The 24,648-nt window shown below is 42.5% G+C and carries 19 protein-coding genes, 1 pseudogene and 1 riboswitch; of the genes and pseudogenes, 8 read left to right on the top strand and 12 right to left on the bottom strand.

The genetic code is table 11. The features are described 5' to 3' along the window. Positions 1-34: 34 nt before the first annotated feature. Positions 35-1,114, bottom strand: coding sequence for a Fe(3+) ABC transporter substrate-binding protein (locus tag VB714_RS16595; protein ID WP_323225754.1), 1,080 nt, complete (start codon positions 1,112-1,114; stop codon positions 35-37). 118 nt (positions 1,115-1,232) lie between these two features. Here VB714_RS16595 and dprA point away from each other — a divergent pair, with 118 nt between their 5' ends. The 3 genes from dprA to VB714_RS16580 all read left to right on the top strand — a co-directional run bounded on the left by dprA (position 1,233) and on the right by VB714_RS16580 (position 4,468). Continuing rightward, positions 1,233-2,324, top strand: coding sequence for a DNA-processing protein DprA (dprA, locus tag VB714_RS16590; RefSeq protein WP_323225753.1), 1,092 nt, complete (start codon positions 1,233-1,235; stop codon positions 2,322-2,324). A gap of 44 nt (positions 2,325-2,368) precedes the next feature. Next, entirely contained in the window at positions 2,369-3,628 is a 1,260-nt protein-coding gene (locus VB714_RS16585; protein WP_323225752.1) for a type IV pilus twitching motility protein PilT, read from the top strand. A 105-nt stretch (positions 3,629-3,733) separates the two neighbouring features. Continuing rightward, positions 3,734-4,468, top strand: a complete 735-nt coding sequence (locus VB714_RS16580) for a circadian clock KaiB family protein (RefSeq protein WP_323225751.1) — start codon at positions 3,734-3,736, stop codon at positions 4,466-4,468. Positions 4,469-4,482: 14 nt separating this feature from the next. On the opposite strand, the gene recJ is transcribed toward VB714_RS16580, so the two are convergent. Continuing rightward, positions 4,483-6,537 (bottom strand): single-stranded-DNA-specific exonuclease RecJ, encoded by a 2,055-nt coding sequence (recJ, locus tag VB714_RS16575; RefSeq protein WP_323225750.1) that lies wholly within the window; start codon positions 6,535-6,537, stop codon positions 4,483-4,485. Positions 6,538-6,662: 125 nt separating this feature from the next. Next, positions 6,663-6,884, bottom strand: a complete 222-nt coding sequence (locus tag VB714_RS16570; RefSeq protein WP_323225749.1) for a hypothetical protein — start codon at positions 6,882-6,884, stop codon at positions 6,663-6,665. 33 nt (positions 6,885-6,917) lie between these two features. Beyond that, positions 6,918-7,069: riboswitch (Glutamine riboswitch) on the bottom strand. Positions 7,070-7,390: 321 nt separating this feature from the next. Between VB714_RS16570 and VB714_RS16565 the strand changes: the two genes are divergently transcribed. Both VB714_RS16565 and VB714_RS16560 read left to right on the top strand, forming a co-directional pair. Further along, positions 7,391-7,594 (top strand): DUF2949 domain-containing protein, encoded by a 204-nt coding sequence (locus tag VB714_RS16565; protein ID WP_323225748.1) that lies wholly within the window; start codon positions 7,391-7,393, stop codon positions 7,592-7,594. Positions 7,595-7,719: 125 nt separating this feature from the next. Next, positions 7,720-10,677 (top strand): protein kinase domain-containing protein, encoded by a 2,958-nt coding sequence (locus VB714_RS16560; RefSeq protein ID WP_323225747.1) that lies wholly within the window; start codon positions 7,720-7,722, stop codon positions 10,675-10,677. A 94-nt stretch (positions 10,678-10,771) separates the two neighbouring features. Here the strand turns inward: VB714_RS16560 and VB714_RS16555 are convergent, their stop codons facing one another. The 7 genes from VB714_RS16555 to iscB all read right to left on the bottom strand — a co-directional run bounded on the left by VB714_RS16555 (position 10,772) and on the right by iscB (position 17,250). Further along, positions 10,772-11,161, bottom strand: a complete 390-nt coding sequence (locus VB714_RS16555) for a hypothetical protein (protein WP_323225746.1) — start codon at positions 11,159-11,161, stop codon at positions 10,772-10,774. Between the two features lie 83 nt (positions 11,162-11,244). Beyond that, positions 11,245-12,255, bottom strand: a complete 1,011-nt coding sequence (locus VB714_RS16550) for a DNA (cytosine-5-)-methyltransferase (RefSeq protein ID WP_323225745.1) — start codon at positions 12,253-12,255, stop codon at positions 11,245-11,247. Between the two features lie 68 nt (positions 12,256-12,323). Beyond that, entirely contained in the window at positions 12,324-13,073 is a 750-nt protein-coding gene (locus VB714_RS16545; RefSeq protein ID WP_323225744.1) for an amino acid ABC transporter ATP-binding protein, read from the bottom strand. Between the two features lie 42 nt (positions 13,074-13,115). Next, a complete protein-coding gene (locus VB714_RS16540) occupies positions 13,116-13,823 on the bottom strand; it encodes an amino acid ABC transporter permease (protein ID WP_323225743.1) in 708 nt (235 codons plus the stop codon). Positions 13,824-13,841: 18 nt separating this feature from the next. Beyond that, positions 13,842-14,666, bottom strand: coding sequence for a transporter substrate-binding domain-containing protein (locus VB714_RS16535; protein WP_416309714.1), 825 nt, complete (start codon positions 14,664-14,666; stop codon positions 13,842-13,844). Between the two features lie 174 nt (positions 14,667-14,840). After that, positions 14,841-15,932: a DNA polymerase beta superfamily protein gene (locus VB714_RS16530; protein ID WP_323225741.1), complete on the bottom strand. Its 1,092-nt coding sequence runs from the start codon at positions 15,930-15,932 to the stop codon at positions 14,841-14,843. A 40-nt stretch (positions 15,933-15,972) separates the two neighbouring features. Continuing rightward, entirely contained in the window at positions 15,973-17,250 is a 1,278-nt protein-coding gene (iscB, locus tag VB714_RS16525; RefSeq protein WP_323225740.1) for an RNA-guided endonuclease IscB, read from the bottom strand. 463 nt (positions 17,251-17,713) lie between these two features. Here iscB and VB714_RS16520 point away from each other — a divergent pair, with 463 nt between their 5' ends. From VB714_RS16520 to VB714_RS27500, 3 genes and pseudogenes are all read left to right on the top strand, one after another. After that, positions 17,714-20,515 carry an ATP-binding protein gene (locus tag VB714_RS16520; protein ID WP_323225739.1) on the top strand — a complete coding sequence of 934 codons (2,802 nt, stop codon included), beginning with the start codon at positions 17,714-17,716 and terminating at the stop codon, positions 20,513-20,515. Between the two features lie 54 nt (positions 20,516-20,569). Continuing rightward, positions 20,570-22,222, top strand: a pseudogene (locus VB714_RS27505) (phosphatidylglycerol lysyltransferase domain-containing protein); the annotation flags it as partial. 12 nt (positions 22,223-22,234) lie between these two features. Continuing rightward, the gene (locus VB714_RS27500) at positions 22,235-23,191 is read left to right on the top strand and encodes a flippase-like domain-containing protein (protein ID WP_416309713.1); all 957 of its coding nucleotides are present in this window, start codon (positions 22,235-22,237) and stop codon (positions 23,189-23,191) included. A gap of 44 nt (positions 23,192-23,235) precedes the next feature. Here the strand turns inward: VB714_RS27500 and VB714_RS16510 are convergent, their stop codons facing one another. Continuing rightward, positions 23,236-23,979, bottom strand: a complete 744-nt coding sequence (locus VB714_RS16510; RefSeq protein ID WP_323225737.1) for a cysteine dioxygenase family protein — start codon at positions 23,977-23,979, stop codon at positions 23,236-23,238. A gap of 57 nt (positions 23,980-24,036) precedes the next feature. After that, on the bottom strand, positions 24,037-24,597 hold the full coding sequence (locus VB714_RS16505) for a GNAT family N-acetyltransferase (protein WP_323225736.1): 561 nt from the start codon (positions 24,595-24,597) through the stop codon (positions 24,037-24,039). Between the last annotated feature and the right edge of the window lie 51 nt (positions 24,598-24,648).

Raw genomic sequence — 24,648 nt, 5'->3', positions numbered from 1 at the left:
GGGTGAGCAATAACCACCCTAACGATAAAGCAAGTTATTTCCAACCCCCGCGATCCATTACTTTGACAGCATCGGCATTCTTTTCACCATAACTTTCTACATCAAGTTCTGATTCTTTAAAATTGCCTAATGCTTTCACAGTTTCATTTTCAGAGACACCTGAAACAACAGGATATTCGTTGTTTCCATCGGCAAAGATTTCTTGGGCTTCTGGAGAAGTCAGATATTCAATAAAGGCGATCGCCTTTTCTTTATGAGGAGCATTAATTGTTACTCCTGCACCGCTAATATTAATATGAGTCCCTCCAGATTCTTGATTCGGGAAAAATACACCAATCTTTGCCGCAATTTCTTTCTTTTTGGCATCATCAGAACGCATTAAACGAGCAACATAGTAACTATTTACGAGAGCAACATCGCATTCTCCAGAAGCGACAGCTTCAATCTGAGATGTATCGTTTCCTTCCGGTTCTCGGGCAAAATTATTGACGACTCCTTTCACCCATTCTTCGGCTTTTTCTTCTCCTAATTCTTCAATTTTTGAGGCAACAAGGGATTGATTATAGATATTGCTAGAACTGCGAATACAAATCCTTCCTTTCCATTCTGGGGTAGCTAAATTCTCATAAGTAGATAAGTCTTCTGCTTTAACTTTATCTTTGTTATAAACAATTAGTCTTGCTCGTTTTGTTAACCCAAACCAATAGCCCTCATCTTCTCGTAAATTTTCTGGGATATTTTTTTCTAAAATATCGGAAGAAATAGGTTGTAAAATTCCTTCTTCTTGCGCTTTCCACAAATTACCAACATCAACCGTAATGAATACATCTACAGGGCTATTATCTCCCTCATTTTTAATTCGCTCAATTAAGTCACTTTCTTTCCCTTCAATGAGATTGATTTTGATTCCTGTTTCTTTTGTGAAGTTTTCATACAAGGCATCATCACTATCATAGTGACGAGCAGAGTAAAGATTTATTTCTCCTGCTTGACTAGGCTCGCTTTCTGTGTTAGATGCTTCTGTATTCCCAGGCTGATTGCTGCTGCATCCGGCTGCGATCAGTAAACTGAGTCCAGTGGCAAGGGATAATAAAGTGCGGGTTTTAGCGGTCATGAGCGTTTTCTCCAATAGTTATTCGGTATCGCGATTTCCTATTGTACGCTTAATGAAACTAATTCTCAATTGAAAAACAAAATTTTTTCTAAAGTTTCTCAGAAAGGAGTCAAAAGAGTTGGAGCAAGAACGTGCTTATTGGCTGGCTTGGTCGCAAATTTCGGGAGTGGGTCCCGTTACCCTCAAACGCATTCGAGAACATTTCAGCAGTATGGAAGAAGCCTGGAATGCTCCCAGACAAGCATTTTGGGAGATAGATGGCTTGGGTGAAAAATCCAGTAGCGCGATCGCCTCGGGGCGATCGCGCATCCAGCCCGAGGAATTATTAGAAAAATATCTTGCCAAAGGGTTTACATTTTGGACTCCTGCCGATACGAACTATCCTTCTTTATTGCTAGAAATTCCTAGTCCTCCCCCGGTGTTATATTATCGCGGACAAGGGGATCTCCTCGCCAATCGCCAGGCAGCGATCGCCATCGTTGGAACCCGTAACGCTACTGCATACGGGAAAAAATGGACCCAGAGAATTAGTCGCGCTTTAACCCAACACGGATTCGCGATCGCCTCGGGTATGGCTGCGGGGATCGACACGGAAGCGCATCAAACCTGTTTAGCCGCAGGAGGAAAAACCATCGCCGTCTTAGGCACTGGCATTGATGTCATCTACCCCCGCAGCAATACCCACCTCTATCACCGACTGTGCGAACAAGGATTAATTCTCAGCGATTATCCCCCAGGTACTCCCCCAGAAGGGAAAAACTTTCCCCCGCGCAACCGTATCATCGCCGGAGTCAGTCGCGCCATTTTAGTGATGGAAGCAGCAAGGCGATCGGGTGCCTTAATTACCTCCCGTTACGCCAACGAATTTGGGCGGGATGTCTATACTTTACCAGGCTCCCTTGATAGCCCTCAATCCTCGGGTTGTTTGCATTTAGCCAACCAAGGGGCGCACCTCATTTTAGGAGAAAAAGAACTCCTAGAAATGCTGGGGACCATTCCTCAATTAGATGCCAAGGGGCAAAAATCCCCCCCGGATCTCCCCCCCAAACTCAAACAAATCTGGGATAGTATTACCCCCCAACCGACTCCCTTTGATGCGATCGTGCAGGATTGCGGGCTTCCTCCAGGAGAAGTATCCGGTGCTTTATTGGAACTGGAATTACAGGGATTAGTAACACAATTACCCGGAATGCAATATCAAAGATTATGATGGGGAATAATCCTTCTACCACCTCAACTCGGAGTTGTTGAACGATGACCCAATCTCGTCCCCCTGCCCCTCCTCGCCGTCCCCCTGCCCCTCCAGGACGGCCTCCCGCTACTAGACCCCCCGCCCCCAGTGACGCTACCCAACAAATGTCCGCCAGACCCTCCGCCCCTCCTCGTTCTGGCGGGACACCGCCTCGCGCAACCCAACAGGCGCAACCCAAAGGACCGCAACGGCCTCCAGGGCAACCCAGTATGGAGGAAGTGATCAATAAAGCCAATGACGACGGCTATTCGGATATTCATTTGGGGGTGGGAGAAAAGCCTCGGGTGCGCGATCGCGGTGAAATGATGATTCTTGAAGATTATCCCATCACCGACGAGCCTACTTTTTGGAGTTGGATGGCTGAAATTGTCAGCGAACAAGAAATTCAACAGTTTAAGGACACCAAAGAACTCGATACGGCAACACAATATGACTTTGCACGGGTGCGGATCAATGTTTTTGATAGCCTCACGGGTCCCTCGATCGTCATGCGCTTAATTCCGCTTAAAATATTGACGATGGAACAATTGCGAGCGCCGGAAGTTCTGCGAGATATTTCTGATGCTCACAAAGGTTTGGTTTTAGTGACGGGTCCAACGGGATCGGGAAAGTCAACGACAATGGCGGCGATGATCGACTATATCAATAAGGAACACGCCAAGCATATTATTACTATTGAGGATCCGATTGAATTCATTCACAAAAGCCGTAAATCCTTGGTTAAACATCGGGAAGTCGGCACCCATACTCTCCTTTTTGATAATGCCCTCAAAGCAGCGTTGCGGGAAGATCCGGATTTGATTCTGGTGGGGGAAATGCGCGATCGCGGCACGGTGAATACTGCTCTGAAAGCGGCACAAACTGGTCACTTAGTGATGGGAACTCTCCATACAAACAGTGCGGTTAAAACCATTGAACGGATTCTCAATCTTTATTCGGCAGAAGAACAGCATTCTATGCGAATTGCTTTGGCGGAATCTCTTGTGGCAATTATTGCTCAAGGTTTGTGTCGAACAACAGATGGTAAACGAGCCGCCTTTCACGATATTCTCATTAATACAGAAACAATGAAGGAATATATTAGTAAGGGACAGTATGAAGAGATGCACGAACTAATGATGCAAAGTGAATATGATGGCATGACGACAATGAATAAAGCGCTTTATTTTCTTTATGAAGAAGGTCGCATTACTGAAGAAACAGCCCTAGAAAAATCTCCCACTCCGAATGAAATGGCACAAATGTTACGCGGTCGAATTTAATGGGGAATGCTAAATGCTGAATGAGGAAGGATAAATCATAAAATTGTTCTTTCTTCATTCTTTTTTCTTTAATCCATACCTAATAACTAACAACAAAGAACTAATTTGTCAAAACTGTTTAAAGGCATTGCTTTATTTACACCTGGAGGGGATTTGATCTATGCGATCGATCCCAGCAAACAAGGCAAATGGCATACTCATCTCTGCGTTGGCTTGCAGGAATTATTGGGATTGTCCGAACCCCCTCATTTCCTCGTTCCAACTTATACTGCAACGGTCGATCGCTGGTTCGATCCTGAAAGTCAACAAGTGCAAACCATCGCCGAGGCTTATCCTGCTGTGATGCGTTATCGGACATTACTCGATACTGTTTTTGGCCTTCAAGGGGTCAACTGGAAAAGGGTTGCTTGGAAGGAAGAAACCTGCGAACCACTGATTATTGAGAGTTACCGCGATCGCTTTCCTCAACTTTGGCAAGAACATGACCTTGTTGTTGCTTACGATCGCCTGCAAGAGAGGAATAATGAGAGTAATGAGACAGAAAAAGAGGCGATCGCTTTAACAGATACGAGTGTCAATTATGTATTGCGCTTATTTGTATCAGGAAATACAATGGCGACGGAAAAAACATTACAAATCCTCCATCAACTTTTAGAAAATCGCTTGCATTCTCCCTATACTCTCAAAGTGATCGACATTTTTAAGCATCCCGAACAAGCGGAGATTAATCATGTTTCGGCTATCCCCACTTTAGTCCGCGCTTGGCCGCATCCAGTGCGTCGTATCGTGGGAGAATGGGAAGATTTGGATCGTGTCTTGCAAGTTATTCGCGCGGTTTGAGATATGCGATCGAATCAACCTACATTTGCTGCCTTATTTTCAGATATTTTTAATACATCCAGTGCAGCTTTAACTAATCCTAATAAATAAGGGTTGCTCATGTCAAGTTCTTTTGCTGTATCTCGCGTTTTCCCTAAAAGTGCTGTTTTTGCACCGGGGGTTAAAACTAAAACTTCACCGCGATCGTTTTTAATTCGCAGTTCATTGAGAGAACTCCAAAAACTACAATTAAAAGAACGATTTTTATAAACAAATTTAGCTTTTGTAATGCTATTTTTAGGTATTTCAGGATTACTTGGGATATTTTGAACCTCATTTTGAGATTCTTCCTGGGTTTGGGTTGCAGGTCTTACCCCAACAATTTCTAGTTCAATATTAGTTGCACCATTAAAGGTATTTTCCTTCAATTTATAGGCAATATCGAGAGTCTTGGGTAAGGGATAATATTCTCCCCAACGCCAGGCGATCGCCTTAATTTGGTACATTTTTCCCGCAATTTTCTGCCCCAAAGTTAATTTAAGATGATTCCCTCGCAAAGTTTGCTGATCCAAAAGACGAACATTAGGAGTCCAAAATACTGGGGTTGCATTGCCAATTCCCCAAGGTTGCAAACTTTCGATTTGTTCGTAGAAATATGCGGTCACGCAATCTAAATTGGCTAAAGTGTCCACATTAACTAATGGTTTTAAATGTTCTATTTGCAAACATTGACAGGCAAATTCACTTAATTTTTTCTGGAAGTCGGAAAAATTTTCTGCGGCGAAACTAAATCCTCCTGCTGCGTGATGACCGCCAAATTTTCCCAGTAAATCTTGGCAGTAATTTAAGGCTTCAAAAACATTAAATTCAGGAATTCCCCGTGCCGATCCGCGCATCATTTTCTTATCAGTTTCACTGGTACAAATAAATACAGGCACGCCATATCGTTCGACTAAACGAGAGGCAACAATACCAATAACACCATGATGCCAAGTTTCACCAAATATAACTAAAACTCTATCTTTTTTATAATCAATTTTTCCTGCTTCAATCTGTTGAATCGCTTCCAGTTCAATTTGTTCGCAAAGATGCTGACGTTGGCGATTAGTGGCCTCGCATTGCATGGCTCTTTCTAAGGCAATACCTTTATCATCTGTGGTTAATAACTCAATCACAATTTCTGGTTCATTAATGCGTCCCACCGCATTAATTCTCGGTCCCAGACGAAAGCCGATCGCATCGGGTTTAACGGGCTTTTTTTCATCTTTAACTCCCGATAATTCCATTAATGCTTGTACCCCTGCTAGTTCTGATTTGGCCAACTTTCTCAAACCTCGTTTTAACCAGCGTCGATTCACTCCAGTTAAAGGAGCAAGATCGGCAATTGTTCCTAATGTAAACAATTCTAATAAAGTATTGGTTAAACCGCGCAAAGTACCCAAACGCTGCCCCGTTGTCACCGCTAAAATATAAGCAACTCCTACCCCAGCTAAACCGCGATAGGGAGAATTTTCAGGAATAAGTTTAGGATTGAGAATAGCATCGGCGGGGGGGATTTTTTCTGGGACTTCGTGATGGTCGGTAATAATAACGCTTATTCCCAAATCAACAGCTAAGGCGATCGGATCGTAAGCAGAAATGCCGTTATCTACTGTCAGAATTAACCCTACTCCCTGTTCGGCCAATTCTGTGACAATGCGCTCATTAATGCCATAACCATCTTTCATGCGACTGGGAATAGCATAATCGACATTGGCACCAAAAGCTCTCAGAGCGCGTAATAATAGAGCGGTACTGGTCATTCCATCGGCATCGTAGTCCCCGCAAATGGCGATTTTTTCGCCGTCTGAAATGGCCTCTTCTAAGAGATCGACGCTTTTTTTTAAATCGGGAAATTCTTCTAAGGGAAGTGGTAACTGTTCTGTTTCCGGATTGAGATAAAATTGAGCCTGTTCGGGTGTTTTAATGCCGCGCTGAATTAATACTTGTGCAAGAAGAGGAGATAGCCCCGTAACTTTCACTAAATCTGCAATCTGTTCTGGAGATTCTGAGGCAATATGCCAGCGTTGTTGAGGAATTTTTGTCGTCATTTTTTGATTTTGAATTATTTCTTCCTCTGTCTATTTGGGATCGAGTGTACCATCTCGATCGCAAGATAACAAGAGAAAAATCCCCAGTTTGCCTTATATCGTGAATTTTTTTCTAGGATTTTAAGTTAAGAAGGGGTAAAAAATTTAAACGGATTGAATTTATTACTTATTAATAAGATCGCAACAATGGGAATTTTAATCATTAAAGGGCAAAACACCAAACTGAGCAACAGGCAGACCAGGGCGACGATCGCGGCGGTTACTTTAACGATCTCTTCATTGCTGCTGAAATTTAGATAGATTGCCATCAATGCAATCGATAAACCAATCGTTAGAGGTGCAAACATAATAGTCCTACATTTTTAATTTGAGAAGGATGCAGTGCGTTCCTTCGGCGATTCACCTACTTCCGTCTCTCCACGTTGGGCGCTATTTCACACGTCACTTTTAGCGCTAAATCTTTCAGAGTTCAGAAAAATCTTAAAACCGATTTGGTTTGGTCGCGTTATTTTTTGGTGGGGAGATGAACGTTTCACATTCGTTTACATTTCTACACCCATTTTTTCACCTTGTCAAGGGTATTCCTTAAGATTTAATAAGTTTGGCTGCGATCGCGATCGCACAGAATCGGGGATCGCCATCGCTAAGTAACGGGGATCGCGATCCCCTCGTTACCCGATCGCGATCGTCTCAAAATTAGATCGAATTCACACCAGATAGACGGGATCGATCGCTCTACTTGTTGAAGAATTAAGGGACACTAAGAATTGTTCGGATAGGTTTTCGAGATAAAAAACTTTAAAACCATTTTAAGATAACCCTTTTATTAATCAACACATTTTTTAGAAAAACCATGAAATCTACCATCGCCACTCGTTTTATTAACTTCTTACAGGACGAACTCGCCCTTCCTAGCGATTCTATCAACTTAGCATTGCGCCATAGAGAACAGTCTCCTAGCCTCCTCCCCATGATTCTCTGGCAATATGGATTAATCAGCCTCGAACAAATGGATAGAATATTTGATTGGCTAGAAACCTCTTATGCAAAGAGTTAAGACCCAAATTAATCTCATTAATCCCTGGGAATTGTCGAGGAATGAGGCAAAATAAGAGAAGAAATGCGGAGTTTTGCTAACTTGCTTTCTCAGTGCTTTCTCGATCTCTACTCCATCTCCGCAAAATGCAGGGAACTATCCTTGGCCAACGATATGGCATTACGCGCCATCTCTCCACGGGAAGATTCAGCCAAACTTACTTGGCGGAAGACCTCAGTTTGCCTGGAAATCCTCGTCGCATTTTGCGTCAACTGACTCTGCGATCGCGCCATCCTCAACTGGTTAAATATGCCAGATATCTCTTCAAAAAGGAAACTCGCATTCTCGCAGAAGTGGGGGAACATCCGCAAATTCCGGAACTCTACGATCGCTTTGAAAGGGATGGCAGTTTTTACCTCATCCAAGACTATATCGACGGCGATCGCCTGGCAAACACGCTACAAGGACAACCTTTAGACGAAGAAAGCACGGTTTTACTCCTGCAAGAAATCTTGCCAATTTTAGCTTTTATTCATCAGCATCAACTCATTCACCGCGCCATTAACCCCAATAGTTTCCTACGTCGCAGGAAAGATAATCAACTCGTGTTGGTGGATTTTGGTAATGTTCAACAAATTAGCACTCTCGATATTAACCCAGCAGGGAAAATCGGTATTCGCGGCGCGATCGCCCCCTCGGGTTACGCCCCGCAATTCTCCCAAGGCAAACCCGACCCCAGTTATGATGTGTACGCGGTGGGGATGCTGGCTATTCAAGCCTTAACGGGATTATCTCCTAATGCCCTACCGCGAGATAAAAATGAGCGCTTATCTTGGCGCGATCGCCTCACAATTAGCGATCGCTTTGCCGAATTCCTCGAATCTAGCATCGCTGAGGAAGGCGATCGCCGCTATACTAATGCCACAGAAGCCTTGAAATGGCTAAATGCTACTTCTCTCACCACAGCCAACGCGATCGATCGATCGACAACCCTCACCTTTACCCCTACCCTTCCGATCTCCCAAAATCCCCTCCCCATTCCCCAAACTCAACTTCCCCGAGAAGATTTACTCTGCGGGCGCTATCGTCTCTTAGAATCCTTGGGAGAAGGGGGATTTGGTTATACTTTTCTGGCCCGAGACGAACAATTTCCGGGAATGCCTCAATGTGTGGTCAAGCATTTGCAACCTTATCGCAAAACTCCGGATATTCTCGATCTAGCCCGACGTTTATTCGATAATGAAGCAAAAGTTCTCAGTCAGTTGGGACAACATCCCCAAATTCCGCGCTTGTTGGCACATTTTGAAGAAAATAACGAGTTTTATCTCGTTCAAGAGTATATTCCAGGACATGATTTACAACAAGAACTGATTCCAGGTCAGTCTTTACCGGAAAGTGCCGTTGTTGCTTTCCTGCAAGATATTCTAGAAATCCTTGTTTTTGTTCACCAAACTAATGTGATTCACCGAGATATTAAACCCGCCAATATTCGCAGACGAGAGGAAGATGGTAAACTTGTCCTGATTGATTTTGGAGCGGTTAAACAAATTGAGGAACGCTTGGATAAAGAGGGGACGAGTGGTAATCTGACGGTGGGTATCGGGACTCCTGGTTATATTCCCAGCGAACAAGCACAAGGTAAGCCTAAGTTTAGCAGCGATGTTTATTCTGTGGGCATTGTGGCGATTGAAGCCTTAACAGGGATCGATCCTGAAAGATTAGCTGACGATCCTCAAACTGGCGAATTGATTTGGCGCGATCGCGCCCATGTTAGCCCAGATTTGGCGCAAATTATCGATCGCATGGTGCGTTATGATTTTCGCCAACGCTATGACTCCGCAGCAGAGGCTTTGGAGGCGATCGCGCACCTTCTGCATCGTCCCACTCGACCTTTGCCAAGACAGTATTTCACCCTTGCTCAATTTTCTGGGCGATCGCGCCAATTTATGCTGGGAGTGGGGGTTATGGGGACGATCGCCCTGGCTTTATTTTTAGCAGGACGCAAACATCAACCCGTACCGATATTACCCAACAATACGGAAGTTCCCCAGGTTATTTCTCCCGTGGAACCTGGGGATCCTGAAAGTAATACTTCTCCAGAAGCATCTCTCGCAGAATTGTCGGGGGAGGCGATCCCTCTGAATTTTGAGGCGATCGATGCGGAATATCATCCCACTCTCAACAAAATTGCGATCGCGGTCAATAATCCCCCTCGTCTTATTGTTTATAGTCCTTTTTCCCGCCGCCAGCAAGAGATTCCCCTCGATTATCCTCCCCTTGGGGTTTCCCTGGGTCCAAAGGGAGAAATTGCCGCGATCGGTCACGATCGCCATGTTTCTTGGGTGGACCTGCGACAGGGACGGATAATGAAAACATTACCGATCGCGGTGGATATTTTTGATTTAGTCTTAGCTAATAAGGGTTGGGTTTATATTTCTCCCCAACGCGATCGGCGTTTATGGGCGATCGACGGGGAGACTGGAGAAGTAACCCAAACCCCCGAGGATAACACGCAGGATTTTTCTCAAACTTATTTTGCCCTGCACCCTGGTGGTAAAGCAATTTTTGGTATTATTGGGCGATCGCAGACTCCGACAATTCAGCAAATCGATATTTCCCAAAACGATCCGCGTCCCACTGTACAACTGAAAACCATTGCGGGGGATTTTTCTCGGAGTGGTTATTTATGGTTCGATCTCGAAAAACGCCGGGTTTTAACGGATAATGGCTCAATTTTTACTCTACTTTTCAATCAAAATACGCGAGAAATTAATGTTCGCCAGTTGAATGTTGCTGCTAATTCCGAGAGGGGCGAAATTTCGAGAGGAAGAGTAGCATTTTCTAGTCTTGACCAAAAAATTATTGTTTTGGATCGAAACAGTGGGACAAATTCTCTCGCTTTCGATCGCCTCTCCATTTTCGATTACCAAACTCTACAACTTAAAAAAAGTTTACTTCTCCCCACTGTTCGCATTAATGGAGAAACTCAACGATTAACGGGTCAATTTGTGTTTGCAAATACCCGAAACAACGAATATTATATTCTCGCACAGTCTCCCTCTTCTACAAATCCTAAATTTTATTTAATCGTTAGCCAATTCTAATTTTTTGAGGACGAAACTCAGCAAAATTGAAGCAATTATTAACGCATTAAAACCTTTGGATGTGAGATCGGATCGGGTTACTTAAATCCCATTTTTAGCCAACTGGTTCAAGTTCCTCTTCTGCGATCGCGGGCAGATTTTCCGGGTCGAGACCGATGTTTCGCAAATATCCCTTTGGACGACCGGACGGCGATCGCACTGCTCCATCAAAAGCGATCTGTAGCATTTCAATGATATCCTCAAAAGGACTGTCTGGAGATGTGGGATCGTCCAACTCAACTACTTTCAAAAGAGCGCAAGGAATGATTCCATCAGCAGTTTGCTTTAACCTTAAACTCGGTTCATAACCCATTGCCTCTAATTTTGTCAATGCCTCTTGATGAGACATATTCTTTAACAGTCCAAAATCGAGATAGAGATATGCCCATCCCAAAGGAGGCCAGCCAATTTGATACCGATTTAATCCGACAAATGGTTTTTTCATTATTCCCTCTATACTCTACTCGCATCAGCTTATTTTAGCAAAAAAATGCGATCGCTTTATCGTCAGCAAATCAGTAATTTTATTTAATCGTTTGTAGGGGTTTGGTCTCCAAACCCTCTTAACATTGCAATTAAACACTGACCTAAATGATAAGCCATGTTGACAGGAACTGCATTACCAATTTGTCTGTATTGAGCGCTTAAAGAACCTGTAAATTGCCAGCGATCGGGAAATGTTTGAATCCGTGCATATTCTCTTACTGTTAAAGGTCTTGTTTCGTCAGGATGACATCTTTCTGTTTGTGTTTGTGCGGGACTACAAGTTACAGTTAATGCTGGTTCATCCCAAGAAAGTCTTTTGGCAAAACCAGTTCTTCCTCCTCCTTTATAAAAACTATTTTTCAGATATTCTTTCTGAATTTCAACTGGCAAATCGCGCCAATTCCCTCCAGGTGGAACTAATTCCATAATTTCTTTTTTGCGGTCTTTGTATTGAACTCCTCTTGATTTTGGACAATCTTGAAGGGCATCTCGCAGAGAAATTGTATAATTTTTTTCTTGAGGAAATATAGCCCCTATTTGCAAATCTTGCCGCGTTGCCAGAATAATCACTCGTTCTCTTTTTTGTGGTACATCTAAGAATTGTGCGCTCAGAAGTTTATATTCTACATTATAACCTAAATTCCTCAAAGTTTTTAGCATAATGGCTAAAGTTTCGCCATTTTGATGACTGAGTAAACCTCTAACATTTTCTGCGATCGCAATCTTAGGATGAACTTCTGATAAACATCTGGCAAATTCAAAAAATAGTGTTCCTCTAGTATCTTCAAATCCTTTACCGTGACCTGCATAACTAAAGGCTTGGCAAGGGAAACCTCCCGCTACAATATCAACTCTATCTCGATAGTGTTTAAAATCAATATTAGTAACATTATCATGCAATATCCTCCAGTTTGGTCGATTAATTTTTAGAGTATTCACACAATTCTTATCAATTTCAACCAGAAATTCAGTTTGCAAACCAGCATTTTCAAATCCTAATGCCATGCCTCCACATCCGGCAAATAATTCAATAACATTATATTTCTGCTGCATTTTTGAAAAATATGAATTTTATCTTTTTGGGAGATTTACAATCTCCCAAAATATGATATTATAATACTTTATAATATTTTCTCCAAAAACTGTTTAGCCCGATCGCTTTTCGGACTGGTGAAAAACTCATCCGGTGTTGCATCTTCTGCAATACGTCCTCCGTCGAGAAAAAGAATGCGATCGGCTACTTCCCTCGCAAACCCCATCTCATGGGTGACAACAGCCATTGTCATGCCACTTTCAGTAACTCCCTTCATCACATCAAGGACTTCTTTTACCATTTCTGGATCGAGGGCTGATGTTGGTTCATCAAATAACATAATATCCGGTTCCATGGCCAAAGCCCGCGCGATCGCGACGCGTTGTTTTTGTCCTCCTGACAACTTAGATGGATACACATTTGCCTTTTCTGCTAACCCCACTCGCGCTAATAATTCCGATGCTTTTTGACGCGCGGTTTCTTCAGAAATTTGCTTGACCTTTATTGGGGCGTACATAATATTGCGTAGCACTGTCATGTGAGGAAAAAGATGAAAATGTTGAAACACCATACCCACATTTTGGCGCATTTTCATAACATCAGTTTTGGGATTAGTAATTTCAATCCCATCAATATAAATTTTACCTGATGTCGGCATTTCTAACAAGTTTAAACAGCGTAAAAATGTGGATTTTCCCGAACCTGAAGGACCGATAGTTGCGACGACTTCACCGCGCTTAATTTCGGTACTAATTTCCTTTAAAACTTGCAAACTGCCGAAGGATTTCACCAGGCGATCGATCCGAATGGCAACGTTATTATCTGAATTATCTGACATGATTTCCTCCATTGGTGAACCTAATTCCTAATGATTCAATTCTTAACTACTGCGACGCAGGCGATTTTCTAGAATTGTCGAACTCACGGTGAGAATCATAACCATGAGATAGTAAATAACCGCAACCAGCAACAACGGTTCAAAGTAAACGTACTTTTCTGCCCCGACAATTTGGGCGCGACGTAAGAGGTCTTGTGCGCCAATTGTTGAGACTAGGGCTGAGTCTTTTAAAAGCGCGATCGATTCGTTTACCAAAGCTGGTAAAATATTCTTGATGGCTTGAGGTAAAATAACATCTATCATCATGGGTCGATATGTCACCCCCAGGGACATTGCTGCTTCGGTTTGCCCCTTATCGATCGCCAAAATTCCCGCCCGAATAACTTCGGAAATGTAGGCACCTGAGTTAAGGGAAAAGGTAATCACCCCAGCTTCAAAACCGGAGATATTATATCCCGTTAATTGCGGTGTTGCGAAGTAGATCAGCGATAATTGAACCAGTAGAGGTGTGCCTCGGAAAATCGAAGTATAAGCCAGACCAAACCAATAGAGAGGTTTAAGACTAGAAATCTTAAACAACGAAAGGATCGTTCCCCATAAAAAGCCAAAAAATGCTGAAATTAGGGTGAATTTGAGGGTGATAACAAGCCCCGTCAAGATAAAAGGGATGGAGGGGGCAATCCTCGCAAAATCTAGATTAAATTCGGCTAGATGATAGTGAGAAATGATTTCGACAATTTCGAGATTCATTGTTAGTTTAATCCTAAATTATTCTGCACTACCTTCTTGTTTTTCGTAGTAATCTTCAAACCATTTTTGTACTAATTTCTCCAGTTCTCCATTTTCTTTCATTTCTTGAAGAACGGCTTCAAATTTATCCACTAACTCCGAGTCTTTGGGGAAAGCGATCGCAGATCCGGATAGTTCTCCACTCTCTTCAATTTCCGTAAAAACTAGATCGGGATTTGTCTTGATATATCCTTTAGCAACAGTATCTTCAATAATAGCTGCATCGATGCGACCAGCTTTCACTTCCTGGATCAGATCGCTAATTTTATTACGAGGTTCGAGGGTAATACCGCCAACTTCTTCGGCTTTTGTTTTGGCTTCTTCAGCCTGGGTTGTTCCGAGTTGAACGCCAACTTTTTTTCCTGCTAGTTCTTTATAGCTTTTATATGCAGATCCTTCTGCTGTAACGATGGTATTTTTAGCATCATAATAAATACTGGAAAAGTCAACACTTTGTTTGCGTTCTTCTGTTGGGGTCATTCCCGACATGGCAAAATCGGCACGTTCGGATTGTAAAGCAGGGATAATGCCATTAAAGTCCATGTCCTTGACTTCAAGTTCATACCCTAACTCTTTGGTAATATAGGTGGCAATATCGATATCAAAGCCAATGGGTTTTCCTTCGCCTTTAGCAGTTTCGTAAAATTCATAAGGGGGATAGTCTGCGGAGGTGGCCATAACGAGGGTTTTTGCGTCACTATCCTCGGTTGGGGTGCTACTTTCTGGGTTACTGCATCCCGATGCTGCGATCGCCGCAATGGAAGCAGTTAGGGTCAATGCGAAAATTAGCTTTCTTCGTTTCATCATCGTTTTTAGCGGTTTATACTCTAAGGGAATTATTCAATGTACCAGAATTATTTCGAGTCTACGCGATCGCCAGCAACAAATTCTTCTCATTCCCCAGTTGGCGATCGCCATATTCTCATCTTTTACATTGATATGCTAGGAAATATTACTTATGTCCTCTGTAAAACATTTTTACCAACCCATTTTGGTGACAAGATCGATACAAAGTTGATTGACGGCTTCTTTATCGACGCGATCGCGCAAAGTAGATTCGCGATAAGCATCATCTAATCCTTTGTAAAGATCGTTAGCAATTTCCATGATTGCTTCATAACTGAATTCCCCAAGTTTCATGGCTAATAATTCTTCTGCATCTCCTGCTTCTTGACGATCTACGATTAAATTATGGGTTTTTAGCACTTCAATTCCTGTTCTTAAAAGGCGAATTGCTTGCATGGCAAACTTGCAATCATAACCTGTTTTTGCTTCCATTTCTGCCCGTTTGGGGTTGCGATTTTTTTGCCATTGTTGATAGTTTTTATACTCCCGACAAGCAGTGCGATAACGTTGACTTTTATGCAGAAGTTTGATAAAATCGGAAGTGCTATTAGTTAATTTTTGCGTATAATCTAGAACTTCATCGGGTAAAGAATGTTGTTTTAAAATACCTTTATAATCGATATCGGCAACTAAGAGATGATAAAGTTGTTCTGCTGGTTCGAGAAATTCAATGCGATCGCGCACTAACTGATACAAATATTCCAAAAATGTATTGATTTCGTTCACAGTTAACGGAGGTGTATCTGTTAAGCCAAATTCTTCAATAGTTGGCTTAGATTGGGGAGGATTGAGCAACCAACGGCGATGGGTTTCTAATTTCCTAATTTGGGCATATCCGTATCCCGAATAAGTATTTTTGACCCGCTTCGAGAGAAACATTTCTCGATGTTCTAAGAGGATTTTTCCCACTTCGGTTAAGTGAACAAAATCTTTAAACCAAAGCAATTCGAGAATGTTGGGATTATTATCAACCGAAAGTTTTAAAAACTTCCGCAGTTCATAAATACTGGTATCTTCAGATAAAAAAGGAAACTGGCAATTTTCGGTTTCTTTGTCCCAATCTTTATCTTTTTGTTCAATCTCATCAAATCCTAGATAATAAGGTTGAGAGGCAATAAAAACACCCCGATAATCATAATCGGAAGTTTCAATATCTAACTTATAGCCCCGCGATCCCGTTAAGGCAATGAGAATCGTGCGAGATTCAACTTCAAATCGGTTCATCAGAAAAATTGGGTAGAAACCCCGTCCTTATAGGACGGCTTTACATTGAATAAACGTAACCATCTTTTTTGTGAATTGTCTGGCAATATTTGTGGTTAATACCTTGTATTAATCCATTTGGGGTAGAAATGTTAAAACTTCCTGTTGAACGTACTGCAATACGACCAAGATAATTCCCTATCTTTTTGCCTTTAGTTACAACAGCTTTCACGATATCACCCGTTTGGAAACCTTTAACAAATTTAAAGCGTGGTACATAACGAGAAGGGAAACCATACTTATCGGTTCTGCAAGATTGTCTAGTTCCATGACCTGTTGCTTTGATTAGCAATGGCTTGCTTGTTAATAATTCTAAATTATCAACCTTACCGACACACGCTGCATCAATCCAATGTTCTTTAGGTAGATTTAATCGTGTTCTGTTGAATTTAGTTTTACCTCCCGACCCTGTAGTTGTTGTTAGTTCGATAGCTTGTAAAAAGTTGAACAAAGCCCATCTAGTAGAATTGACAGCCGCCGCATCCTTTAAAGGGCGTTTTGCTTGAGATAGAATGCGTTTTAACACTTCAGGTTTTTTAGCTAAAAATACCTTAATATCTTTAGTTCCTTTTTTGGTGTTACAGGGTTCACAAGCTAAACATAGGTTGCTAATTCTATTAGTACCGCCCTTGGCTTTAGGATGAATGTGTTCAACTTGCAAGGGAATATTTTCAGCATTACAGTAAGAACATTTTCTATCCCATTTGTTGAGCAGATACTCTCTTACTTCATAGCCAACTAATTTCCCTTGTTGATACTCTATTCCTGATATCTCAGGATTTTCTAGTTGTTGTAAGTCGAACCTTACCAACTCTTGAGAAATACCAGTAATAGGAGCAAGTTTAATTAATTTGTTAACCCAAGTAAGCACAGTATCAACTCGATGCTGTAGAGATGGTGCTAACCAGCCTTGAGGTCTTTTTCTGTTCAAAAATCTAGCTTGACGGTATCTAGTTTTACGATTACGACGACTACGACGTAATGCTCTCCGTGAATCTAAACTGGATTTGATAGCCAAACCACGGTGAATAATTTCAGCGCCAAAGATAACTTTATCTCCTTGAACCAGAGCTATTCCTGTTGTTTTAGAACCGGGGTCAATTTTTAATTGTATTGGTTCAGTTGCTACATTGGTTGCTTCCTTTTTCAAAATGATAGTAAATGGATATTTTCTAAACACCGCCGCTTTATTGGTTTTAAGCAATTTCCTTGCTACCGAGGGGTGACAAGGATTTAGCGGCTGTTTATTAGTATTAATTACTAATACATAATTTGGCATTTCTGCCTCTCCGTAAACGGGTAATGTTAGCTTCGACTCTCTTGGTCAGCATTCCCTAGGCGAATTCGATTCGCCGGGGTCTGACCGCAATGTTATTTAGGCTTGTTAGGTTAGCAGCACTATCTCAGTGACCTTAAAATTGTTTAACTACTAACGACAGAGCGGGGAACTAGCTTCGCATTCCCAGGTGTCGTGACCCAAATAACGTAGTACGCAAGGTACTTAGTCTGGTCAGAATGGCTTGTCAGATTTCTCTTTCAAGCCTCACGCCTTTAAGCTGAGGTTCCTGACTTGCTCTAGCTAAAATTCAGTGTATTATAAATGTAACACTAAATGCAAAAATAATTAATCGCAATATGGTAGAAAATTGCTGGGAGATTAGCCAAAAATTTTGGGGAATGTTTAGGAAAATTAGTAGATAATGAGGACAATAGATTTTGAGGTGTAGGATATTTTGTTTGCAATGCCATCTTTTTCTAGCCAACAAAAAATACCCCTTTATGTGGTTTTAACCGTCCAACTGGCCTTGCAAGTTATCGGTATTACGAGTTTAGTGGCTTATCTGTCCTATCGCACCGGGCAAAATGCGATCGCACAATTAGCCAATGAATTGATGACAGAACAAGGAGAACGCATCGATCGCCACCTTAACGATTATTTGGGCAGAGGTCAAGCCATTAACTCGGCAAATTTGGCGGCATTTCAGGCCGGAATTTTAGATATTAACGATTTTGATGCCCTTGGTCGATATTTTTATCGGCAGATACTATTGTTTGATTTTGCTGCTATTGGTTTTGGTGGAGCGGATGGTTCTTTTCGTGCCAATGCTTACTTATCAGAAGATAACCTTGTAACTGGAGAAATCCCTCGGTCTAATCTGAGGACTGTGACTCGATATAAGGTGGACGAGAAGGGAAATAAGGGAGATGTGCTGAAGGTGCTGGAAAATACAGAAAGAAACGATTTGGCTTGGTATACCGATGCCGTAGAAGCCGGAGGACCAGTTTGGAGTGCGGTTTATACTTGGGATGGTTTCCCCGATCGCATTAGTATCTCTGCCAGTACCCCTATTTATAACGAGGAAAAGCAGTTGTTAGGGGTTTTTGGAATTGATATCGAACTCCATCAACTCGGTCAATTTTTGCAAGAACTAAAAGGCGATCGCGCAGGCAATATTTTTATTATGGAGCGATCGGGGTCAATCGTGGCGACTTCTGCCGATGAATCCCCTGTCCCCCTCATCAATGGGAAAGAAATAAGACTCAATGCTAAGGATTCACAAGACCCCTTTACCCGCAATGTTACGCGCTATTTAATGCAACACTATGGAAATTTGTCCGCGATCGCAGAAGGGTCATTATTGCGCCCAGATCTCCCTCACAAACCTTTTGTTAGAGTGAGTCCCTATCGCGATCGATATGGATTGGACTGGCTGATCGTCACGGTTATACCAGAGTCGGAATTTTTGGGAGAAATTCATGCCAGTATTCATCGCACTGTCGTTTTATGCGGATTAGCCTTAATGGTGGCGATCGCCAGCGGCCTGTGGACATCGAGGCGAATTTCGCGATCGCTGCTTCAACTCACTCAAGCAACCCAAGATTTTGCCGTTGGCAACCTCGATCGCTCCCTGAAACCTACCCGAATTCGCGAGGTAGAAACCCTGTCGGAATCCTTTCGTCAGATGGCACAATCCCTCCTGGAGGCGGAAAAATTGCGCCAAAACTATCAGCAAGATTTAGAGCGGCAAGTTGCGGAAAAGACGGGTAGCCTACAGTCTACTTTAAAAGAGCTTATTTTTGCTAGGGACAAAGCAGAAGTAGCGAACCGAGCCAAAAGTACCTTTCTTGCTAATATGAGCCACGAGTTACGTTCTCCTTTAAATGCAGTTCTCGGATTTTCTCAACTGATGCTGCGATCGCAGAAATTATCTTCAGAAGAGCAAGAAAATATCAGTATTATTAATCGTAGTGGTGAATATCTTTTAACCTTGATTAATAATGTTTTAGATTTATCCAAAATAGAAGCGGGAAAGATATCCCTCAATCCTCAAAGTTTCGACCTCTATAGACTCTTAAACGAGATTGAAGATATTTTCTCTCTCAGAGCCGAAAGCAAACAGTTACAACTACTATTTGAATGGGATCGCAATACCCCACAATACATTACCACAGACCCGATAAAATTGCGTCAAGTCTTGATTAATCTTCTCAATAATGCTTTAAAATTCACCTCCGAGGGTGGAGTTTCATTAAGAATTACTGCAACAAATCCCGAACAATTATCCGTGGTTAATAGGAACACAATTGATACTCATAAAAACAAAAATAATCAACAACAAACAACAATAAAATTTGAGATTGAAGATACAGGAGAGGGAATTGCAGAAGAGGAAATCGATCTACTTTTTGAAGCCTTCGGACAAACCCAAACTGGAAAAAATTCTCAAGAAGGAACAGGTTTGGGCTTACCCATTAGTCGTAAATTTGTTCAGTTGATGGGAGGCGATATTACCGTCAGTTCTCAGGTAGGAATAGGGACAATATTTGCCTTTGATATTCAAGTACAAATTGTCACGGCAAAAGATATCGAAAATAGAGAAGAAAAATCTCGCGTCATTGGTCTTAAATCTAGTGATTCTCATTATAAAATATTAGTTGTTGATGATAAAGAAGTTAATCGTAAATTATTAATCAAATTGTTGCAACCATTAGGATTTGAGCTACAAGAAGCGAGTAATGGCAAAGAAGCAATTGCCATTTGGGAAAACTGGGAGCCCCATTTAATTTGGATGGATATGAGGATGCCTGTAATGGATGGCTATGAAACTGTACAATATATTAAAAGCACAACGAGAGGACAAGCAACCGCAGTAATTGCCTTAACTGCTAGTGTTTTAGAAGAAGAAAAAATCATCACGCTTTCAGCCGGATGTGATGATTTTGTCAGAAAACCTTTTCGAGAATCAACAATTTTTGAAATAATGGCAAAACATTTAGGAATTAGCTATCTGTACGCAGAGGATTCATTATCAGAGGAAACTAAACCTACCTATTCATTAACAACTGAGAGTTTAGAAGTAATGTCTGTTGATTGGTTAACTCGCGTCTATCAAGCGGCTCTCAGTCTTGAAGATTATTTAATACTTAGTTTAATTGCCGAAATTCCCGAACAACATCGCTCTTTAGGAGACGCATTAACTGATTTAGTCAATCAATTTCGTTGCGATGCGATCGCCAGTTTAATTAAACCGTTATTGAAGTGAAGGCGATCGCCAAGATCGCCACTTGAAAGTTAAACAGGAGAAAATCTTAAGATCATGCTCGATCGACGCACCAGACTTGGACTGTGGGCGATCGCCTTATTAACCGCGATCGTCGGCATTATTAACTTATTATCCGCCATCCTGCCCAGTTTACCCACCCGCATCGACTGGCTCAAAGACCTCTATCCTTTTGAGATTCGTGCGGGAGGGCATTTTTTCGCCGCCCTAACGGGGTTTGGCTTACTTAACCTAGCCAATAATTTACTCCGTCGCAAGCGTTTAGCCTGGCTGTTAGCAACGATCCTCTTGGGGATATCCATCCTCAGCCACCTGATCAAAGGGCTGGATATTGAAGAAAGTTTGCTCTCAATGCTTCTATTAGGGCAGTTGTGGTGGATGCGACGGGTTTTTACTGCCCAGTCCGATCGCCCCTCCATCATGCAAGGAATTTGGGTCATGCTAGGGGCGCTCCTATTTACCCTTGCCTATGGTAGCCTCGGTTTTTTTCTCCTCGATCGCCACTATTCCACCCAGTTTAGTTTACCGGCTGCATTGACCCAAACTCTCGCTCTGTTTCTGACGGAGGATAATACAGGGTTACAGGCCACCACGCGCTTTGGTGCCTATTTTGCCGATTCCATTTACCTCATGGGGGGAGTCACCGTTACCTACGCCCTCTGGATGTTACTGCGTCCGGTCATCTTTCGCGATGCAGCCACGGAGGACGAGCGCCGGAAAGCAACTGAAATTATTGAGCGCTACGGTCATTCTTCCCTCGCTCGCTTGGCTTTGTTACCGGATAAGTCCTATTACTTTAGCCCCTCGGGACAAACCGCGATCGCCTATGTTCCCAAAGGACGAGGGGCGATTGCCCTCGGCGATCCCATCGGTCCAATCGGCGATCGCCAAGAGGCCATTTGGGGATTTCAGCAATTTTGCGATCGCAATGACTGGCAACCCGCCTTTTATCAAACCCTACCGGAGGATCTGGAAATCTACCGCAGTCTCGGCTTTAAAACCCTGAAAATTGGCGAGGAAGCCGTTGTTAATCTGAAAACCTTTACCTTAGAGGGCAAAGCGGGCAAGAATCTCCGTACCGCCGTGAATAAGCTCACCAAACAGGGCTACCGTGTAGAATATTATGCCCCCCCGATCGCCGATTCCTTACTGCAAGAATTACGAGGCATCAGCGACCAATGGCTTGCATCTATGCAAGGATCGGAAAAAAAGTTTTCCTTGGGCTGGTTTGATGATAATTACTTAAAAGAGTGTGAGGTCGCCGTCGTACACAACAAAGCGGGAAATCCGGTTGCTTTTGCCAATACTATCCCAGAATACCAAATTCCCGAAGCGACCCTCGACCTCATGCGCCATCAGGCTAATATAGAACAAGGTACAATGGATTTTCTCTTTATCTCCATGTTGCAACACTTCCAAGCACGGGGATACGAAAGTTTTAATCTCGGTTTAGCGGCACTCTCTGGGGTTGGGGAAACTGGGGAAACAACACGGCTGGAAAAAGGAATGCACTATCTCTACAAACATCTCAGCCAATTTTATAATTTTCAAGGACTTCGTGCTTACAAAGATAAGTTTCATCCCGAATGGGAATCTCGCTATCTCGTTTATCCCGAACTAGCTGCACTCCCGAATATTGTCGTCGCTTTAGTCCGTGCTGACTCTGACGATCGCTTAGGAGATTATTTTGGGACTCAGTTTTTGAGTAATACTTTTGCCAATGGCTTTAAAAAGTTCTCAAAAATCCTGCCATTTGTTATCAGTCTAATGTTATTTGGCCTCTCTCTTCTGGCGATCGGTCAAGAATTAGAGAAATCAAAGCCTCAAGAAATTCTCAATAGCTTGCAAGGAATCTCTGTACCAGGGTTGTTTTTTGCCCTAGCACTAACATTCGTGAACTATATTCTGCTGACGGGTTACGATGTGCTGGCCACTCGCTACGTGGGTAAGTCTTTACCCTACCCCAAAGTTGCCTTAGTCTCCGTCGTCAGCTACGCTCTAAGTAACAGTATTGGCTTTGCTTTGCTGAGTGGGAGTGCCATTCGCTACCGTTTCTATAGCGCTTGGGGATTCTCTGCTGGGAAAATTGCTCAAATTATTACCTTCTGTAATATTAGCTTTTGGATCGGCTTGTTTGCCGTGGGAGGGATTACTTTTTCGGTTGAACCCCTAACGATACCGAAACAGATACGTTTACCCTTTGATTCTATTCATCCGGTGGGATACATCTTTCTCCTGACGATCGCCGGCTACCTGATCTGGAGTGCCAAAGGACGGCGATCGCTGCGAGTTAAACAATGGGTACTGCCCCATCTTCCCCTACCCCTCTCCCTCGGACAGATCGCTGTAACTTCCTGTGACTGGATTTTAGCCGCCGCCGTACTTTATGTGTTGCTGCTCCCTGCTAACTCACTTTTATTCTGGAGATTTTTCAGTGTTTATGTCTTAGCACAACTTGCTGGCATTCTCAGTAATGTTCCAGGAGGACTGGGGGTTTTTGAAACCGTACTCATTTTACTGCTTTCACCGCCCATCGCCACCGAAAAACTGCTGGAGGCTCTGTTAGTTTATCGGATTATCTACTATTTCCTGCCCCTTTTTGTAGGGACGATCCTTTTCGCACTGTATGAATTGAAACGGCACAAACGGCGATCGTAGCAGATTTAAGCAAAAGTGTTTTCCCTACAAGCGGAAATATGTGTTTATTTTAGAAATGCGATCGCCTTTTCTAATGCTGCCAATTTTAAAGTTAATTGAGAATCCGATCGCACTGCTAAAATTTGTAACAAGCGATCGCGCATTTGCTGATGATGACGCAAAGTTGTTTCGCGATCGCCTTGTAACCCATAGATGCGATCGTTAATTTGTGCCTCGGGTAAGCCGAAGAAAACCCCTCCATCGGTGTGTTGAATGCAGCCCTCCCAAAGGTCAAAAAGTCGCGCATTGCCTGTAATAGTCCCCTCTGGTAAATTGAAACCATAAACGTGCAAACTAAGGAAACATTCCCCGCTTAAATTGCCCATTTGATGAATGAGACTGCGATCGACTAACTTCACTTCTCCTGGGACAAAATCGCATTTTTCCAGAGTCGATAAAATCCCCTCCTCTAACTGATAAGTATAATGCTCTGCGGGGCCGAAACATTGTACCGCCCCCCATTCTGTCGCACCGTGATCGTGAATAGCACTATAATCGCGATCGCGCCAAGACATTACCATAATTTCAAAAAAACCACCATCGTAAACTAAATTACGACCATAACAGTCAGCCATAGGATGTGCAAAATCTGCCCAAGGCAGTAAATCTTGAGGATTAATATTAGCAGCAAGAAGGCAATCTCGAATTGTCTTAGGAGTTAGTTGGATTTGACCCTGAATGCGATGGATTAGAGATTGAAGAGAAGCGGGCAAAATCTGAGTTTTGGGGAAACTAGCGACTTGAATCATGAGAGAAAAATCCTTTTATTAATGATTAAGGAATATTAATGAAAAATTGTTCACTATTTAAGCAAGATCGGGAAGATGAGGAGGAATATCTGGGAAAATTAACTGTAGAATTGCCATATCATGCCAACAGCCATTCAGATAGCCAATTTCTTTTTGAATTCCCACTAACTCAAAACCGAAGTATTGGTGAAAAGTAATACTTTTTTGATTGCAAGCCAGAATTTTAGCAACAATGTGATGGTAGCCAAATTCCTTGACTTGCTGTAATAGAATAGTTTGTAGTTTTTTCCCGTATCCTTTCCCCGTTTCAGCGAGAGAAAGATAGATAGAAGTTTCGCAACAAACTCGATAGCCTTGGCGATCGCTATAGCGTTTAATAATACCCCAGCCGATAGTGCGATCGCCTTTTTGAGCAACCAAAATCGTCTCGCGATCGCTAAATTTTTCAACCTGCAAGCGAATTTTGTCCGCACTAAAAAACTCACAATCCATTGTTGTATTTTTAGCTGCGATCGACTCATTATAGATAGAAGCGATCGCGGTAAAATCGCAAGCATTGTAAGGGCGAATCAAAATTTCATCGGTTTCTCTGGGAGTAGCTTCTAAAGTCATCCTCATGGGCAAAAAAGTTGAATTTCACCAATAATTAAATAGTATGCCAAAAACCTG

The sequence above is a fragment of the Spirulina sp. 06S082 genome, assembly GCF_034932145.1.
GTDB lineage: Bacteria > Cyanobacteriota > Cyanobacteriia > Cyanobacteriales > Spirulinaceae > CCY15215.
Note: the sequence above shows the minus strand (reverse complement) of the source record. Positions and strands in the feature narration are given on the sequence as shown.

What these genes read in the sequence shown, in the direction of transcription:
- VB714_RS16595 (WP_323225754.1), bottom strand. Translation starts at nt 1,114, where the DNA reads ATGACCGCTAAAACCCGCACTTTATTATCCCTTGCCACTGGACTCAGT.
- VB714_RS16585 (WP_323225752.1), top strand. Translation starts at nt 2,369, where the DNA reads ATGACCCAATCTCGTCCCCCTGCCCCTCCTCGCCGTCCCCCTGCCCCT.
- recJ (WP_323225750.1), bottom strand. Translation starts at nt 6,537, where the DNA reads ATGACGACAAAAATTCCTCAACAACGCTGGCATATTGCCTCAGAATCT.
- VB714_RS16570 (WP_323225749.1), bottom strand. Translation starts at nt 6,884, where the DNA reads ATGTTTGCACCTCTAACGATTGGTTTATCGATTGCATTGATGGCAATC.
- VB714_RS16565 (WP_323225748.1), top strand. Translation starts at nt 7,391, where the DNA reads ATGAAATCTACCATCGCCACTCGTTTTATTAACTTCTTACAGGACGAA.
- VB714_RS16560 (WP_323225747.1), top strand. Translation starts at nt 7,720, where the DNA reads ATGCAGGGAACTATCCTTGGCCAACGATATGGCATTACGCGCCATCTC.
- VB714_RS16555 (WP_323225746.1), bottom strand. Translation starts at nt 11,161, where the DNA reads ATGAAAAAACCATTTGTCGGATTAAATCGGTATCAAATTGGCTGGCCT.
- VB714_RS16550 (WP_323225745.1), bottom strand. Translation starts at nt 12,255, where the DNA reads ATGCAGCAGAAATATAATGTTATTGAATTATTTGCCGGATGTGGAGGC.
- VB714_RS16545 (WP_323225744.1), bottom strand. Translation starts at nt 13,073, where the DNA reads ATGTCAGATAATTCAGATAATAACGTTGCCATTCGGATCGATCGCCTG.
- VB714_RS16540 (WP_323225743.1), bottom strand. Translation starts at nt 13,823, where the DNA reads ATGAATCTCGAAATTGTCGAAATCATTTCTCACTATCATCTAGCCGAA.
- VB714_RS16535 (WP_416309714.1), bottom strand. Translation starts at nt 14,666, where the DNA reads ATGAAACGAAGAAAGCTAATTTTCGCATTGACCCTAACTGCTTCCATT.
- VB714_RS16530 (WP_323225741.1), bottom strand. Translation starts at nt 15,932, where the DNA reads ATGAACCGATTTGAAGTTGAATCTCGCACGATTCTCATTGCCTTAACG.
- iscB (WP_323225740.1), bottom strand. Translation starts at nt 17,250, where the DNA reads ATGCCAAATTATGTATTAGTAATTAATACTAATAAACAGCCGCTAAAT.
- VB714_RS16520 (WP_323225739.1), top strand. Translation starts at nt 17,714, where the DNA reads ATGCCATCTTTTTCTAGCCAACAAAAAATACCCCTTTATGTGGTTTTA.
- VB714_RS16510 (WP_323225737.1), bottom strand. Translation starts at nt 23,979, where the DNA reads ATGATTCAAGTCGCTAGTTTCCCCAAAACTCAGATTTTGCCCGCTTCT.
- VB714_RS16505 (WP_323225736.1), bottom strand. Translation starts at nt 24,597, where the DNA reads ATGAGGATGACTTTAGAAGCTACTCCCAGAGAAACCGATGAAATTTTG.